Here is a 14,923-nt window from a genome sequence, read left to right on the forward strand (position 1 = left end):
CATGATCGCGCAAACCCCGGAGCGCGGGCGGAGACGGCGAGGGCGTGGCGCCGATGCTGCCCCGCCCGTCGCCCGCGATGTGAATTACCGCCAACTGAAGAATCCGTTTCCGTTGATGGAAGTGTTCCCGGCAGATCAGATCGCGGATATGCACGAAACGGCCTTGCGCGCGATTCAAGAACTTGGGGTCAAAGTGCTTCTGCCAGAGGCGCGCCGCCTGTTCGACCAAGCCGGTGCGCGGGTGGATGAAGATCGCGAGATGGTGTTCATTGGACGCGAAATTGTCGAGGCGGCCATTGCCTCGGCACCCAAGTCCATTGCCTGCCGGGCGGGTGCGGGTCGCCGTGATTTCACTTTGGAGTTGGGAAGTCTGGTGTTTCAGCCCGGGGCTGGCGCGCCCAATGCCACCGACCTGGAACGCGGGCGTCGCCCCGCCACCGGGCAGGATTATCTGGAGTTCCTAAAGCTCACCCATCATTTCGATGTGTTCCAGATGATCTCACCTCAGGTCGAGCCGCAGGACGTGCCAACCCACCTGCGCCACTACTTCACGACCAAGGCGCAGATGGAGTTGACGGACAAATTCCCGTTCTTCTTCTCGCGCGGGACGCCGCAGGTGATGGACTGTTTCGAGATGTTGTCGACAGCACGCGGCCTCTCTGACGACGAGTTTCGCGCCAACCCTCACTGTTACACGATCATCAACACCAACAGTCCGCGCACACTCGACATTCCCATGGCGCAAGGCTTGATCGATTTCGCACGACACGGCCAGATGTCCATCATCACGCCGTTTACACTGATGGGGGCAATGGCCCCGATTACGGTAGCGGGTGCAATCACCTTGTCGCATGCCGAAGCCCTGGCCGCACTGACGCTGACCCAGCTTGCCAACCCGGGTGCGCCGGTGTGTTATGGCACGTTCACCAGCAATGTGGACATGAAGTCGGGTGCTCCAGCCTTTGGGACGCCATCGCATTTCCAGGCCTCGCTGGCCGCGGGTCAGTTGGCCCGCCATTTGGGCTTACCCTGGCGGTCCGCCGCCGGATCGGCGGCGAACATCAACGATGTTCAGGCGGCCAATGAAAATCAGTTTGGCCTTTGGGGATGTCTCATGGCCGGGGCAACGGTGATCATTCACTCGGCGGGTTGGCTCGAAGGCGGGCTGACCGTATCTTTCGAAAAGCTGATCTGCGATGCCGAGGTGCTGAACATGGTGGCCGAGCTTTGCGCCGGTGCGCAGGCCGGACCAGCCGAGATCGGCTTTGATACCGCGTTGCGCGAGGTGGAACCAAGCGGTCACTTTTTTGCCTCCAGCCAGACGATGGAGCGCTATAACACCGAGTTCTACGAACCGCATGTGCACGACTATGCCAATTTCGGCACCTGGACCGAGCGAGGATCGGTGGATGCCAACCACCGCGCCACAGGGGTTTGGAAGGGTATTCTGAACGACTTCAAAGCGCCGCCCAGCGACAACGACCGGATCGGGGCTTTGCAAGATTTTATTGCCCGTCGTACAGCAGAAGGCGGCGCCCCGCCGGAGAGTTGAATGAACACCAAACCGATCTTGCACCGGGATGACCCCAAGGCCGAGCCACTTGTTGGTAACATCAAGGTCACACGCGATGACTGGCTGAATGTTGCGATGGATGTGCTGATCTCGGATGGGGTGGATCAGATCAAGGTTCTGAACTTGGCCGAGCGAATGGCGGTGTCTCGATCGTCGTTCTATTGGTATTTCAAATCCCGGCAGGAACTGCTGGACGCATTGCTGGCCAAATGGCAGGCCACCAATACAGCAGCGTTGATCGCGCAGGCCGAAGCACAGGCCGACACCATCACTGCAGCCGTTTGCAACGTGCATCGGTGCGTTGTGAACACCGCGCTTTTTGACACCGCATTGGATTTTGCGGTGCGCGACTGGGCGCGAAAGTCCGGGAAAGTGCGCCGCGTTCTGGATCAGTCGGATGCAAAACGCCTGAAGGCCCTGCACGCCATGTTCGCCCGATATGGTTATTCCGAGATCGAAGCGGAAACGCGCGCCCGCGTGCTGTATTACATGCAGATTGGATATGATTTGGCCCAGTTGAACGAACCGATGAACACGCGAATATCGATGGTTCCGCACTATCTATACGTTTTCACCGGAGTCGAGCCCAGACCCGAAGAAGTTGAGGAATTCAGCGCCTATTCAAAGCGCTATTGGCAAGGAGACACAGAATGAGCCAACCAGACGCAATTATCATCGGCACGGGTGTCATCGGTGCCGCCATCGCGTTCGAAATGGCCAAAGCCGGTTGGCAAACCTTGTCGCTGGACCGCAACAGCCAGGTCGGCCATGGCTCCACCGCAGGCTCCTGTGCAATCATCCGCATGCATTATTCGACCTTCGACGGCACCGCCTTTGCATGGGAGGGGTACCATTACTGGCGTGACTGGGCCGAGTATCTGGGTTTGCCCGAGGACGCCAATCTGGCGCAATTCCGGGAAACCGGATGTCTGGTGATGAAAACCGACGCAAACGGGTTGCTGGAAAAGCATATGCACAACAGCGCCGATCTAGAGTGTCCGTTCGAGGAATGGTCTCCCGAGAAAATCACCGAACGCCTGCCGGTCTACTCACTGGATAGTTTTACGCCGCCGAAACGTATGGAGGACCCTGAATTTGGTCAACCGAACGGCCGAAAAATGCAGGGTGGGGTGTTCTGGCCGCAGGCGGGATATGTCACGGACCCGGCCCTGTCTGCGCAAAACCTGATGGACGCGGCAAAACAGCACGGTGCGGACGTGCGAACCGGCGCGGAGGTTGTCGAGATACTGACCGAGGACGGGCGCGTCGCTGGAGTGAAATTGGCCTCGGGCGAAGAAATCCGCGCCAAAGTGGTCGTGAATGTCGCCGGACCGGGATCCGCAATCATAAACAAAATGGCTGGCGTTCTGGACGACATGACCATTGAAACACGGCCACTGCGGCAGGAAGTGGTTCATGTTCCCGCACCCGAGGGGTTCGACTTTGAAAATGACGGCACCATAGTTTCGGACAGCGATATCGCCTGCTATTGCCGCCCGGAGCATGGCAACCACATTCTGGTTGGCTCGGAAGATCCCGAATGCGATCCGCATCAGTGGTGCGAGGACGATGTTCACTACAATCACGATTTCACCGACCAGTGGACCACACAGGCCATGCGATACGCACAACGGGTGCCCAGCCTTGGCATTCCGTCCAAGACGCGCGGGGTTGTCGATCTCTACGACGCTTCGACCGATTGGATTCCGATCTATGACAAGTCCAGCTTGCCCGGCTTTTACATGGCCTGTGGCACCAGCGGAAACCAGTACAAGAATGCCCCGATTGCGGGCAAGATGATGACCGCCTTGATCAGCTATTGCGAGGGCGGGGCGGATCATGACGCACAACCTCTGCAGTTCGAACTGCCCTATATCAAGCGGAAGATCGATGTCGGGTTCTATTCGCGTAATCGCCCCATCAACGAAGAAAGCAGTTTTTCCGTTCTGGGCTAGCCGAGCTTGTGAAATGCTCTAGGTTGCACGGGACCCGCAACAAAGGCCGGACCCGTGATGACCGATCCGCAGAACCGTGTTCTGATCCTGGGCAGTGCTCCGTCGGCTGTGACAGCGCGGTCGTGGCCCCGCGAACCCTTTACGCATGTTGTGGCGATCAATAACGCGTGGCACATTCGGCCGGATTGGGACATACTGATCCATCCAGAAGACTTCCCAACTGCGAAACGTCCGACACACTTGAAAGAAACTCAGCGCATCGTAAGTGCCGAAGACTATGTCCCAAGGCAAAACCAATATGGCGGGTTTGTCTATGCGGGTGGCACGATGGCTTTTACTGCCGGATATTGGGCATTGTCCGCGCTTCGGCCTGCGGTGCTGGCCTATTTTGGATGTGACATGGTGTATTCAGATACTGGTCAGACACATTTTTACGGCAATGGCACCGCCGACCCTCTGCGCTCCGACATAACGTTACGCTCACTTGAGGCGAAGTCTGCACGGTTGGCGATGTTTGGCGCAGCACAGCAATGCCACATGGTGCGCTTGTCTGAAGGCGACAGCAGACTGGTGTTTCCCTCAACGTCAATTGCAGACTTGCAGTGCCCGCCGTTGCCTAAGGTCGACGGAATGCAGGCTGTTCTTCGAGCTGAGGCCGAAACAGGATACTTTGTTGAATCAGGACGGTACTGGGAAGTTGAAAGCCAGTTTGATCCAGAAAAAGTGGACGAACTGGATCGACTTTGGCTATCTGCGTACCGGGCGGGCGTTTCGGAGAGTAATGCCGAAAATGCTCCGGCTTACGCCGCAAACTCCAGCCAGGCCCAAACCATCGCGATATAGGTCAGATTGTGCAGACACTGGTCCAGCCCAGCCGCGCGCCAGAATGCGGCCTGGTTTGGTTCAAGCTGTTTTTTGTCCGAATAGCTTGCCTTGGCATAATCAATGTTGAAGTGAACGAACCATTCCAGAGCAACAGTAACAAAGATAAAGGGAATCGGCGCACCGAACAGCAGAAAGACAACAACGGACCCCGCGGCATGCACACCTGCATGTTGCGCGCGGCCCATGTGAAAATACTCACCACGCCCGGAGAGCATCTTGGGTGTCTGAAGGTAATAGTCGGCAAACATATGTTTGATCTGCAACAAGCAGAGCATAACCAACACTGCGCCAAAACTGGCAGTCAAAATTACCCTCCCGATGACGTCCCTGAGCAGACTCTAGGCATTAAAAGACCGCCGCGCAAATGATCTAGTTCACACAACGCGAATAAACGTCTTCGGTGGGAAACTATTTGCCAATTTTGTCAGGATTACTGTAAATTCAGAATGTTGACTTTGCGTGCATTACACCAAAATCGAACCGTTGATCAGCAGCAGGGGCGGGTTCCATAGAACGCACGATTTTCCGGTTTATTTGGAAATACTCCAAACGCGACCAGCTGATCCTGCTGGCCGTCACGTCTACGCTGTTCCCGTTGCTATATCTGACGCTTGAGTTGCCGAAGCGCATCATCAACGATGCGATTGGCGCCACCAGCAGTATTGTCGATGTTTGGGGATACAGCCTTCCACAGACAAATTTCCTGATCATCTTGTGCTTTGCCTTTCTGGCTGCCGTACTTGCGCATGGTCTGATGAAGATGCGGATCAACACGATGAAAGGCGTGTTGAGCGAACGGATGCTGAGGCGGTTCCGCTACCAGTTGATCAGCCGCGCTCTGAGGTTCCCACAACCCTATTTCGAACGGGTCAGCCAGGGCGAGATGGTGTCCATGATCACCGCAGAAAGCGAACCGATGGGCGGCTTGATGGGCGACGCGATCAGCCAGCCGGTTCTGCAGGCCGGGCAGATGATCACGATCCTGTCTTTTCTGTTTCTGCAAAGTGTCTGGTTCGGTCTGGCTGCGGTCGCGCTTATTCCTGTGCAGGCGTGGCTGATCCCGCGCCTGCAGCGTCAAATCAATCTGCTGAACAAGAAACGCATCCAGGAAGTCCGTGTGCTGGCAGCCCAGATCGGAGAGAACGCAGCCGGTGCCGCAACACTGCGTGCCAATGGTGGCTGGCGGTACCGCCGCGCTATGGTCTCGGATCAGTTGGGCCGATTGTTCGGAATCCGGTTCGAGATTTACCAGAAGAAGTTCTTTATGAAGTTCATAAACAACTTCATCTCGCAGCTGACGCCGTTCATGTTCTATCTGGTGGGCGGTCTGCTGGTTCTTCAGGGCTCTGTCTCATTGGGTGCGTTGGTGGCGGCGCTGGCGGCCTACAAAGACCTCAGTTCGCCGTGGAAGGAACTGCTGACCTATTACAACCAAACACAGGACATGGGGTTGCGCTGGGATGTGGTGATCGAGCGCTTTGCGCCGTCGGGGATGCAGGACGAAAAGCTGTTTGAGGGCGAGCCGGATGACCGGCCACACCTGAATGGCGATATCGTTCTGGATCGGGTTTCGGTTCGTGACATCGATGGAAATCAGGTGCTCGATGATCTGGATCTGACCTTCCCGGAAGGAAAGACCATCGGTATCGCCGCACCCAGCGAAGAAGACAGACGCGCCATTGCGGAATTGCTGACACGAGAAATCCTGCCTAGCGCTGGCCGTGTCGAAATCGGAAGTCAAAACCTAGCAGAATTGCATCAGGGCGTTGTCGCAGCGCGTATTGGCTATGCCACCTCGCGACCGGTCATGTTTCAGGGCACGTTGGGTGACAACGTTATGATGCCGATGCGGTACAAGCCGCTGTCAGAGGTCTCAGATGATCCCGGGTTTGCCGAAACACTCCGTGCCGGCAACAGCACCGATCCGTTTCAGGCCGATTGGCTGGACCCGTCGCTTGCCGGTTTGGACAACGCCAACGCATTGCGGGATTGGTGGCTCAAACTGATCGACGGAATGGGGTCGGGGGCAGCCTTGTTCCAGCGCGGCGCGGAACAGGCATTTGACCCAGACAAGTACCCAGCGCTCGCACAAAAACTGGTAGATCTCAGACCGCTGGTGCAGCAATCGATCAGAGAGGCCGGGCTAGAAGAACAGGCGCTGATTTTTGATCGAAACGCCTACAATACTGCCTTGCCGGTTGCCGAGAACCTGTTGTTTGCCACGCCGCGCGTTCCGGTCACTCAGGAATTGCTGGCGCAACAAACGGTCTTTCTGGGTCAACTGCGCGAATTGGGCTTGGACGAAACCCTGATCGCACTCACGCGCGACGTGATCGATATGTTGAGGCAGATCTTTGGCCTGGACGGCACGGACCATCCTTTGTTCCGCAAGCTGGGTCTGGAGGCCCAGACATATGAGGCGGCCGTCGAACTGGTGGAACGCACCAGAAAGGAAGGCGCGGCGGGGCTGGATGACGATCAACTCGCTAATCTGCTGGCTGTGCCATTGGTCATCTCGGCAGAGCAGATTGGTCCGGCTTTTTCAGATGAGCTCAAGGATCGCATTCTGGAGTTGCGTCACAGCCATTCCGCAAAACTGCTGGATCGCCTCCATGATGTTTTTGTACCGCTTGACCCCGACGGCTTTGCGCCCGGTTTGACGGTTATGGAAAACGCCCTGTTTGGGAAAGTCAGCCAGATCGGTGGGGCGCGGTCAGACGAGGCGCGCAAGATGATCGTCGACGTACTGGACGAAAACGGCGCACGTCCGCTGGTTGTTGAACTGATCTACGACATTCCCGTGGCCCTTGGTGGGCAGAATCTGCCGGCGGTTTTTGCCGAACCGCTGGCCTTTACCCGTGCAACGATCAAGAAACCCGACATCCTGATCCTGGAAAACGCGCTGGCCAGTTATGACATGCAAACACAGGTAGCGGTTTACAAAAACCTGCGTGCGCTGTTGCCCGAGACAACCGTCATCTATCTGAATGACCAATTCGAAAATCCGGATGTTTTCGACATGTATGTCGAAATCCGTCAGGGTCGTGTTGTCTCGGACGAAGGACCAGCGGACGTGGAAGAAGACAGCGCTGCCTCGGCAGACCTGGCGCGGAAACTGCGCGCTTTGGAGCAAACTCCCCTGTTTTCAGGGTTGGATCGCAGGCAGTTGCGCCTGCTGGCATTTGGTGCGCGTTGGTTCGATTCGGCTGCCGGGCAAGTTGTTTTCTTGAAGGACGACCAGCCAACGGATGGCGCATATGTGGTGCTCGAGGGCGAAGCCGGATTGTACCTGCCGCAATCTGGCGGGCCAGATCAGTTGATTACCAAAGTTGGACCCGGTGCTCTTGTCGGCGAACTTGGCTTGATCCGGAAAGAACCGCGTGCCCTAAGCATGATCGCAGAAACAAATCTGTCCTGCTTGCGTATCGGCGAAGAAGAGTTCCTTGCCGTGGTCGAAAACGACGCTGCGACTGCGTTTAAACTGTTGCAGGTCATCGCAGGCTACGTTTCAAACTAACGATCAACAGTCCGGGTTGCAGAACAGGTCGTAGAGCAGCGAAATGACCTGCGCGGTATTCCCATCCTGCAGAGAGTAATAGACCGTTTTTCCGTCCCTTCGCGCCTTCACCAGACCTTCTTCGCGCAAACGGGCCAGCATTTGGCTGACGGCGGCCTGGCGGGTTTCGAGCAATGCCTCCAGCTCTCCCACAGATTTCTCACCATCGCCCAGATGGCACAGGATCATCAACCGCCCCTCATGCGCCAGCGTCTTCAGAAAGGCTGCTGCTTCTGCTGCGCTGCTTTGCATATCGGTGGGCATTTCCGGCGGCTTTTGAGGTTGGATCTGGTTGAGTGTCACGAGAGAGCTGTCCAGCACATGATTTTGGCGCAATATGCCTCAACCCGGTCGCGCTTGTCACCCCTCGGTTGCCGGGGCTCCGCCCTGAAACGCGTTGCCATTGACGTAGTCGCAGGGCTCTTCCTGCATCTCGAGGTGCAAACCGCCCCCTGTATATGGGTGCGCCCGCGCAAGGTCTTCGTCGACTTCAATCCCCAATCCGGGTCCTTTTGGGGCGGAAACAAACCCTTCCTGGACACGCAGACTGCCTTTGATCAGCTGGTCGTGAAACGGGGTTTCAATTGACTCCAGCAACAGCAGGTTTGGGATCGATGCAGCCAGATGAATATTCGCCGCCCATTCCACCGGACCCGCGTAAAGATGCGGGGCCATCTGCGCATTGAATAGTTCGGCAATTGCGGCAACCTTTTTCATTTCCCAGATGCCACCGGCGCGTCCCAGTGCGGGCTGCAAGATTTCCGCCGCGCCCGCGCGCAACACCGCACCGAACTCGGCTTTGGTGGTCAGGCGCTCACCTGTGGCCACCGGGATGCGGACATTCCGCGCCACACGTGCCATATCTTCGATCATGTCCGGCGGTGTCGGCTCTTCGAACCAGAGCGGAGAGTAGGGCTCCAGTGCCTGGCCAAGGCGAATGGCTCCGGCGGTGTTGAACTGGCCATGGGTGCCGAACAACAGGTCGGCCTTGTCACCCACCGCTTCGCGAATTGCCTTGCAGAACGCCACCGACATGGTGATGTCGGACATCGCCGGCATATGCCCGCCTCTGAGCGTGTAGGGCCCGGCTGGGTCGAATTTCACGGCAGTGTATCCACGCCGAACCATTTCAACCGCGCATTCTCCGGCTTGCTCAGGCGATGTCCAGAAATCCATGAGATTGTGCTGTGGCAGCGGATAGAGGTAGGTGTAGGCACGAATTCGATCGTTCATCTTTCCGCCAAGCAACGCATACACCGGCCGGTCACGATCCTTGCCCAAGATATCCCAACACGCGATCTCAAGCCCTGAAAATGCGCCCATAACGGTCAGGTCCGGGCGTTGGGTGAAACCGCTGGAATAGGCGCGGCGGAACATCAGCTCGATGTTTTCCGGGTTTTCGCCCAGCATATGCCGCTCGAACACGTCGCGGATCACCGAACACATGGCCTTCGGCCCGACCGAGGACGCGTAGCATTCTCCCCAGCCTGTAATGCCGGTATCGGTGGTCACTTTGACCAAGATCCAATACCGCCCGCCCCAACCCGGCGCAGGAGGGGCGGTCACGATGATGTCGAGATCCTGCAGTTTCATGCCTTGTCCTCTCGCCTTGAAGGTGTCAGCCACCGTTGAACATAATCACATTGCGCTTGGCAGATCCTGTCTTGGTATCCGCAATCGCCTCGTTGATCTGTTCCAGCGTCCAACGGCCCGAGATCAACTCATCCAGCTTCAGACGCCCCTGCTCATAGAGATCAATCATCCAGGGGATGTCCCGCTGAATGACCACATCCCCCATTTTTGACCCAACAAGCCCCTGACCAAGGGCCGCCAGAATCACTGGCTCATAGTGGGCTTCATCGCTAGAATGTGGCATGCCAATCATCACGGCCTTGCCGCCGGGCCCAAGGTAGCGGGGCGCCTGATCATAGGCGGGGATCGCGCCGACGGTGATCAGAACGGCATCCGCACCGCGCCCACCCAAAGCCTTGTAGGCGGCTTTCCACGGTTCTTTTAGACCGGCCAAGACACCATGGGTCGCACCGAACTCCTTGGCGATATCCAGCTTGTCCTCGGTCATGTCCACTGCAACGATACGGCGTGCACCCGCAATGCGGGCGCCCTGAATGGCGTTTAGGCCAACCCCGCCGGCCCCAATTACCACCACGTCCTGCCCCGGACGCAGACCGGCGGCATTGACGGCTGCCCCAACACCGGTGATGACGCCGCAGGACAACAGGCTTGCCACGTCTTTGGGCATGTTTTCCGGGATTTTGACGATCTGCCGATGGCTGACCACGACCTTCTCCGCAAAGGCGCCACAGGCCATGGCCTGCTGCAACGGACCGCCGTCACCGGTCCGCAACGGCCCCTTGACCGTATCGTAGGGCGTTTCGCAGATCGTAGGCTTGCCACCCGCGCAGGACGGGCAAGACCCACAGGCACGGATCAGGGTGACCACAACGGGATCACCGACCTTAAAGTCTCCTGCGGCCTCGCCTACCGCGCTTATCACGCCTGCCGCTTCGTGCCCGTAAACAGCAGGTAGAAACCCACCCCACGCGCCATCAGCGTAGGAAATGTCTGAATGGCAGATGGCCACGGCGTCTAATGTTACCTCGACCTCTCCGGTACCCGGGTCTGCAAGTTGAACCTCTTCGATGGCCAGGGGTTCATTGAACGCCCGGCATACCGCAGCTTTCATGGTTTGCATGTGGTCCCTCACTCCCTTTGGTGCACGGTGGCGCGGGAAATTGCGAGCCGCAAGGCGGAATACGGCATGGAAACGTCGTTGTTAAGCCACGGCAGAATTTATTGCGAATTGCAGGTGCCATTGCACAGCATCGAGGCTGATTTGAGGAATACCGCGTCAGAGCTTTGTTTCGAGCTCGTGCAGGGTCCCTGCCAACTGGCGGGGGTGAGAGAAAAACGAGGAATGTGAACTGTCAATTGTTCGGCGCAATGCCGGGGGGACGCAGTCGCTCATCTGCTCCTGATACTCGGTCGGCAAGGTTCGGTCGTCCGTGGTGCGGATATACGCCTTGGGCATGTTCGCAAACCGTTCGCCAATCGGCAACGGCGTATCCTGCGGTCGGATCGCCTGAGGGCACAGGCGGGCCAACGCATACGGCACGATGTCTGCGGGGCAATCATGGTAAAACAACGCCTGAACGCAGTCCGGTCGGACAGTGTAGGACAGGCCGTCGGCGGATTTTTCAACGGCGTCTTTGATGGTCTGGCTTGGTCCTTTTCTGCGCATCTGGACCATCGACAGGCCATCATGTGGCACATATGCGCTGAGATAGATCAGAGCGCGCATGGCGTCCGGTTCCGCCTCGGCGGCGGCGCTGATTGGATAGCCACCCCAGGAGTGTCCGACGATGATTGTTTCAGGTGTCACCGCAGCCAGTATCGCATCGCGACACCCGTCCAGTGTGACCTCGGAAATCGGAGTCGGGTCCGCGCCATGGCTGGGCAGATCAATCGCTCGCGCCGTGTGGTCCAGCGCCTCAAGTTCGGGGATCAGATCACGCCAACACCAGGCGCCGTGACATGAGCCGTGGATCAACAGGAAATCTGCCAAGGGGAATGCTCCTTCAAATATGTCCGATATCGCTCAAAAAATGCCGCAAAAGATCAGCGTAGTCTGCAGGTCGCTCGATGCAAGGTAAATGGCCAGCACGGCGCATTATCTCGAAGCGAGAACCGGGAATCAGGTCGACGGTTTCCCGAACGAGGTCGGGGGGAGTCGAGCCGTCCTCGCTGCCGGCGATCCCAAGCGTAGACAGTCGCAGGCCGCTGGTAGGCGTATAGAAGTCGGTACCGGCTATGGCCGCGCAGCATCCCAGATACCCGTCCACAGGCTGTTGAACCATCATGTTGCGCCACACCAGGTGGTTTCGATTGGCTCGGAAATCCTTTGAAAACCATCGTTCCATGGTGGCATCTGCAAGCGCTTCGATCCCGCCGGATCGCACGGCAGTCATTCGGTCCCGCCAAATCTCAGGCGTCCCGATTTTGGCAGCGGTGTTTGACAGAACCAGAGCACGAATCTGGTCTGTTCTCTTCACGGCCAACCCCTGCGCGATCAGACCACCGACGGACAAGCCGACAAAGACACAGTCTATGATTTCGAGGTGGTCCAATAATGCCTCGGCATCCCGGATCAGCGCCCCCATGGAGTAGGGTCCGGACGGGGTTGACGACAGCCCGTGCCCCCGTTTGTCGAACCGGACGATCCGCAGTCCCTCAGGCAAATACGGTAGGACCGCATCCCACAGGCGCAGATCGGTTCCCAGAGAATTGGCAAACACCACCGGTGCACCATCGGGTGTACCGTCGATCCGGTAGTGAAGCTGTGCGTCGCCGAGATTAGCGATGTTCATGTGTCAGGTCCTTACAGCAAGGATTGCGCGTTCAGGTTGCACCTATCTGATGCGCTTGTCAGGTCAGGAACTCCAGGGCGCGACCAAAGACCTCGGGATCAGCATTGCCCCCCGACGCAACCACGATCACGGCCTCGCCTTGAATTTCGTCCTTGCGGAACAGGGCCGAGGCCAGTGCAACAGCCCCACCGGGCTCCAGTACAATTTTTAGCCGCAGGAAGGCCTGGGCCATTGCGCGCAAAGCTTCGTCTTCCGTGACCGAAAACCCCGGACCACACAGGCGTTGCAGGATTGGAAACGTGATTTGGCCCGGCTGGGGAGTCAGAATCGCGTCGCAGATATTGCCTGAGGTTGCGGTGTTGGCCTGAATTTGCCCGGTCGCCAGCGAGCGTTTGACATCGTCGAACCCTTTTGGCTCGCAGGGTCGCGCGCGCAGGCCTGGTGCATGTTTGTTCAGAGCCAGTGCAATGCCTGATGTCAGGCCCCCGCCACCGCAACAGACCAGCACATCCGCCTCGGTGACATCCAGGTCCGCAGCCTGTCGCGCAATTTCAAGACCGGTTGTACCCTGTCCGGCGATGACCTGTGGCTCATCATAGGGCCGGATCAGTGTCAGTCCGCGTTCAGCGGCCAAGGCTTCGCCGATATCCTCGCGGCTTTCGGACGCCCGATCATACAAGACGACTTCGGCGCCAAGGGCCTTGGTATTGGCGATTTTCAGCTGCGGTGCGTCTGAGGGCATGACGATAACCGAAGCAACGCCATGTTTGGAAGCGGCCATTGCGACGCCCTGTGCGTGGTTGCCAGAGGAGTAGGCAATTACTCCCCGCTTGCGGTCCGCCTCTTCCAATGCGGAAATCGCCGACCAGGCACCGCGGAACTTGAAACTGCCTGTGTGTTGCAGGCATTCGGGTTTCACCAGAACACGACGGCCCGCGATGTCATCCAGAAAAGGTGAGGTCAGAATCGGCGTTTCCCGAACATGTCCTTTCAACCGCTCGGCGGCGGCTTCGGTCATTTCAATGGTACTCATACGGCGCTCAATACCTTGCGAATTACATCCAGTGACTGCGGTTCATTCAAAAACGGGACATGGCCTCGGTCGGGCACCTCTGCTGAGATAAGGTTCGGGTGCCGCACATGCATCTCGGCCAAGGTCTCCGCACCCAAAACATCGGAATTGGCCCCTCTTATGACGCACGTCGGGATATCACGCAGTGCTTCGAAGAACATCCACATATCCGGTATTGCCCCGGCAGCCGCCTGTTCGATCAGGGCCGCACGTAAGGCGGGGTCATAGCGCAGGGCGAGGCGATCCCCCTGTTTTTCATACTGTATTTCCGCTTGTTTCCTCCAAACGTCCAGCGACACACCGGGAAACTGAGGCTCCATCACCTGTTTGAGAACAGCAGCGGCTTCGTCATAGGTTTTTGATGTCGGTTTTGCACCGACATACTCCATGATTTTTGCGATACCGGATGGTTCGATCACCGGGCCCATATCGTTGAGGATGGCACCACACAGGCGTGCGGGATGGCTGGCGGCCAGCGCCATGGCGATCAACCCGCCGCGCGAGGTTCCCAGAACGGTTGCCTTTTCGAGGCCAAGATGGTCCAGCAATTCGATTGCGTCGTGAGATTCGCGAAAGATGTTGTAGTTCAGGTAATCCGGATCGTAGTCCGAGCGCCCGCGTCCCCGGTAATCCATCGTGATCATACGCAGGTCGGTAACGTGCGGCGCAAGGAACGAGAAATCCCGGCTGTTTCGCGTCAAGCCCGCCAGGCAAAGCAGCGGCGTTCCCCCGCCGGTGTCTTCGAAATAGATGCGTTTTCCGTCGGACGTTGTGAAGTCAGCCATCAAAGCCCCGCAAGGCTCGGGATCGTCGTTAGATCGGGCAATACATGCGCAGGCATCCAGGGCAGGCGGTCCATGGGTTCACCAGATCGGTTGACCCAAGCGGTGACAAAACCGTAGCCGCTGGCTCCCGCCGCGTCCCAGCCGTTGGAACTGACAAAAAGCACTTCATCGCGTGCACACTCAAATCTGCCCTGCACCAGATCGTAGACACGGACATGCGGTTTGAACACGCCGACGCTTTCAACCGACAAGACATCGTCCAAAACGTCTCCGATCCCGGCGGATTGAACCGCGCCGTCGAGCATGGGCGGGGAACCGTTGGATAAGATTGCGGTTTGCAATCCCCCGTCTTTCAGGGCTTTCAGCATCTCGGGCACCTCAGGGTACGCGCTCAGCTGCCAATACAGATCCAGCAACCGTTGGCGCAATGCTGCGTCGCCTTGCAGCCCGGTGGCTTCCAACGCCCAGTCCAGCCCATCCTGGGTCACGTCCCAGAAATCAGCATGGGCATCCGCCACTGCCCTCAGCCAAGTGTATTGCAGTTGTTTTAGGCGCCAATGGTTGGCCAGATCCGGCCATTTGTCCTGCAATGCGTCAAAACCCGGTTCGGCGGCGGCCTGACGCGCAGCAGAGGCGACATCAAATAAGGTGCCGTACGCATCGAATACGCAGGTTGTGATTGCCATCCGCCCCTCCTTTGTTTGGGCGCAGG

At 57.9% G+C, this 14,923-nt stretch carries 14 protein-coding genes; 5 read left to right on the forward strand and 9 right to left on the reverse strand.

The features are described from left to right. The first annotated feature begins 1 nt into the window (after position 1). Genes ACR3ES_RS09615 through ACR3ES_RS09630 form a run of 4 tightly spaced genes read left to right on the forward strand, consistent with a single transcriptional unit; the run spans position 2 to position 4,371 of the window. Positions 2–1,552, forward strand: coding sequence for a trimethylamine methyltransferase family protein (locus ACR3ES_RS09615; protein WP_170431802.1), 1,551 nt, complete (start codon positions 2–4; stop codon positions 1,550–1,552). Further along, the gene (locus ACR3ES_RS09620) at positions 1,553–2,227 is read left to right on the forward strand and encodes a TetR/AcrR family transcriptional regulator (RefSeq protein WP_170431804.1); all 675 of its coding nucleotides are present in this window, start codon (positions 1,553–1,555) and stop codon (positions 2,225–2,227) included. After that, complete coding sequence (locus tag ACR3ES_RS09625) at positions 2,224–3,528, forward strand: FAD-dependent oxidoreductase (RefSeq protein ID WP_170431807.1); 1,305 nt, start codon at positions 2,224–2,226, stop codon at positions 3,526–3,528. Before ACR3ES_RS09620 ends, ACR3ES_RS09625 begins: the two co-directional genes overlap by 4 nt. Positions 3,529–3,585: 57 nt before the next feature. Next, complete coding sequence (locus ACR3ES_RS09630; protein ID WP_170431809.1) at positions 3,586–4,371, forward strand: hypothetical protein; 786 nt, start codon at positions 3,586–3,588, stop codon at positions 4,369–4,371. Here the strand turns inward: ACR3ES_RS09630 and ACR3ES_RS09635 are convergent. Then, positions 4,329–4,718: a DUF3307 domain-containing protein gene (locus ACR3ES_RS09635; protein WP_480425263.1), complete on the reverse strand. Its 390-nt coding sequence runs from the start codon at positions 4,716–4,718 to the stop codon at positions 4,329–4,331. The genes ACR3ES_RS09630 and ACR3ES_RS09635 overlap by 43 nt on opposite strands. Positions 4,719–4,933: 215 nt before the next feature. Here ACR3ES_RS09635 and ACR3ES_RS09640 point away from each other — a divergent pair, with 215 nt between their 5' ends. Further along, complete coding sequence (locus ACR3ES_RS09640) at positions 4,934–7,930, forward strand: cyclic nucleotide-binding domain-containing protein (RefSeq protein WP_170432347.1); 2,997 nt, start codon at positions 4,934–4,936, stop codon at positions 7,928–7,930. A gap of 3 nt (positions 7,931–7,933) precedes the next feature. On the opposite strand, the gene ACR3ES_RS09645 is transcribed toward ACR3ES_RS09640, so the two are convergent. The 8 genes from ACR3ES_RS09645 to ACR3ES_RS09680 all read right to left on the reverse strand — a co-directional run bounded on the left by ACR3ES_RS09645 (position 7,934) and on the right by ACR3ES_RS09680 (position 14,897). Beyond that, positions 7,934–8,221 (reverse strand): metalloregulator ArsR/SmtB family transcription factor, encoded by a 288-nt coding sequence (locus tag ACR3ES_RS09645; RefSeq protein WP_170432350.1) that lies wholly within the window; start codon positions 8,219–8,221, stop codon positions 7,934–7,936. A 108-nt stretch (positions 8,222–8,329) separates the two neighbouring features. Continuing rightward, positions 8,330–9,562: a mandelate racemase/muconate lactonizing enzyme family protein gene (locus ACR3ES_RS09650; RefSeq protein WP_170431810.1), complete on the reverse strand. Its 1,233-nt coding sequence runs from the start codon at positions 9,560–9,562 to the stop codon at positions 8,330–8,332. A gap of 25 nt (positions 9,563–9,587) precedes the next feature. Beyond that, positions 9,588–10,682 carry a Zn-dependent alcohol dehydrogenase gene (locus ACR3ES_RS09655; RefSeq protein WP_170431812.1) on the reverse strand — a complete coding sequence of 365 codons (1,095 nt, stop codon included), beginning with the start codon at positions 10,680–10,682 and terminating at the stop codon, positions 9,588–9,590. Positions 10,683–10,838: 156 nt separating this feature from the next. Next, positions 10,839–11,552, reverse strand: coding sequence for an alpha/beta fold hydrolase (locus tag ACR3ES_RS09660; protein WP_170431814.1), 714 nt, complete (start codon positions 11,550–11,552; stop codon positions 10,839–10,841). A 13-nt stretch (positions 11,553–11,565) separates the two neighbouring features. Continuing rightward, the gene (gene pcaD / locus ACR3ES_RS09665) at positions 11,566–12,354 is read right to left on the reverse strand and encodes a 3-oxoadipate enol-lactonase (RefSeq protein ID WP_480425265.1); all 789 of its coding nucleotides are present in this window, start codon (positions 12,352–12,354) and stop codon (positions 11,566–11,568) included. 58 nt (positions 12,355–12,412) lie between these two features. Further along, positions 12,413–13,387 carry a threonine/serine dehydratase family protein gene (locus ACR3ES_RS09670; protein WP_170431818.1) on the reverse strand — a complete coding sequence of 325 codons (975 nt, stop codon included), beginning with the start codon at positions 13,385–13,387 and terminating at the stop codon, positions 12,413–12,415. Beyond that, the gene (locus tag ACR3ES_RS09675; RefSeq protein ID WP_170431820.1) at positions 13,384–14,211 is read right to left on the reverse strand and encodes an alpha/beta fold hydrolase; all 828 of its coding nucleotides are present in this window, start codon (positions 14,209–14,211) and stop codon (positions 13,384–13,386) included. The genes ACR3ES_RS09670 and ACR3ES_RS09675 overlap by 4 nt, the downstream gene beginning before the upstream one ends. After that, positions 14,211–14,897: a haloacid dehalogenase type II gene (locus tag ACR3ES_RS09680; protein WP_170431822.1), complete on the reverse strand. Its 687-nt coding sequence runs from the start codon at positions 14,895–14,897 to the stop codon at positions 14,211–14,213. The genes ACR3ES_RS09675 and ACR3ES_RS09680 overlap by 1 nt, the downstream gene beginning before the upstream one ends. Positions 14,898–14,923: the final 26 nt, after the last annotated feature.

Source organism: Ruegeria sp. B1 (genome assembly GCF_056535885.1).

Bases quoted from the DNA above. Each gene is read 5' to 3' on its own strand.
- ACR3ES_RS09625 (WP_170431807.1), top strand. From the start codon at position 2,224: ATGAGCCAACCAGACGCAATTATCATCGGCACGGGTGTCATCGGTGCC.
- ACR3ES_RS09680 (WP_170431822.1), bottom strand. From the start codon at position 14,897: ATGGCAATCACAACCTGCGTATTCGATGCGTACGGCACCTTATTTGAT.
- ACR3ES_RS09645 (WP_170432350.1), bottom strand. From the start codon at position 8,221: ATGCAAAGCAGCGCAGCAGAAGCAGCAGCCTTTCTGAAGACGCTGGCG.
- pcaD (WP_480425265.1), bottom strand. From the start codon at position 12,354: ATGAACATCGCTAATCTCGGCGACGCACAGCTTCACTACCGGATCGAC.
- ACR3ES_RS09655 (WP_170431812.1), bottom strand. From the start codon at position 10,682: ATGCAAACCATGAAAGCTGCGGTATGCCGGGCGTTCAATGAACCCCTG.
- ACR3ES_RS09620 (WP_170431804.1), top strand. From the start codon at position 1,553: ATGAACACCAAACCGATCTTGCACCGGGATGACCCCAAGGCCGAGCCA.
- ACR3ES_RS09615 (WP_170431802.1), top strand. From the start codon at position 2: ATGATCGCGCAAACCCCGGAGCGCGGGCGGAGACGGCGAGGGCGTGGC.
- ACR3ES_RS09650 (WP_170431810.1), bottom strand. From the start codon at position 9,562: ATGAAACTGCAGGATCTCGACATCATCGTGACCGCCCCTCCTGCGCCG.
- ACR3ES_RS09630 (WP_170431809.1), top strand. From the start codon at position 3,586: ATGACCGATCCGCAGAACCGTGTTCTGATCCTGGGCAGTGCTCCGTCG.
- ACR3ES_RS09675 (WP_170431820.1), bottom strand. From the start codon at position 14,211: ATGGCTGACTTCACAACGTCCGACGGAAAACGCATCTATTTCGAAGAC.
- ACR3ES_RS09670 (WP_170431818.1), bottom strand. From the start codon at position 13,387: ATGAGTACCATTGAAATGACCGAAGCCGCCGCCGAGCGGTTGAAAGGA.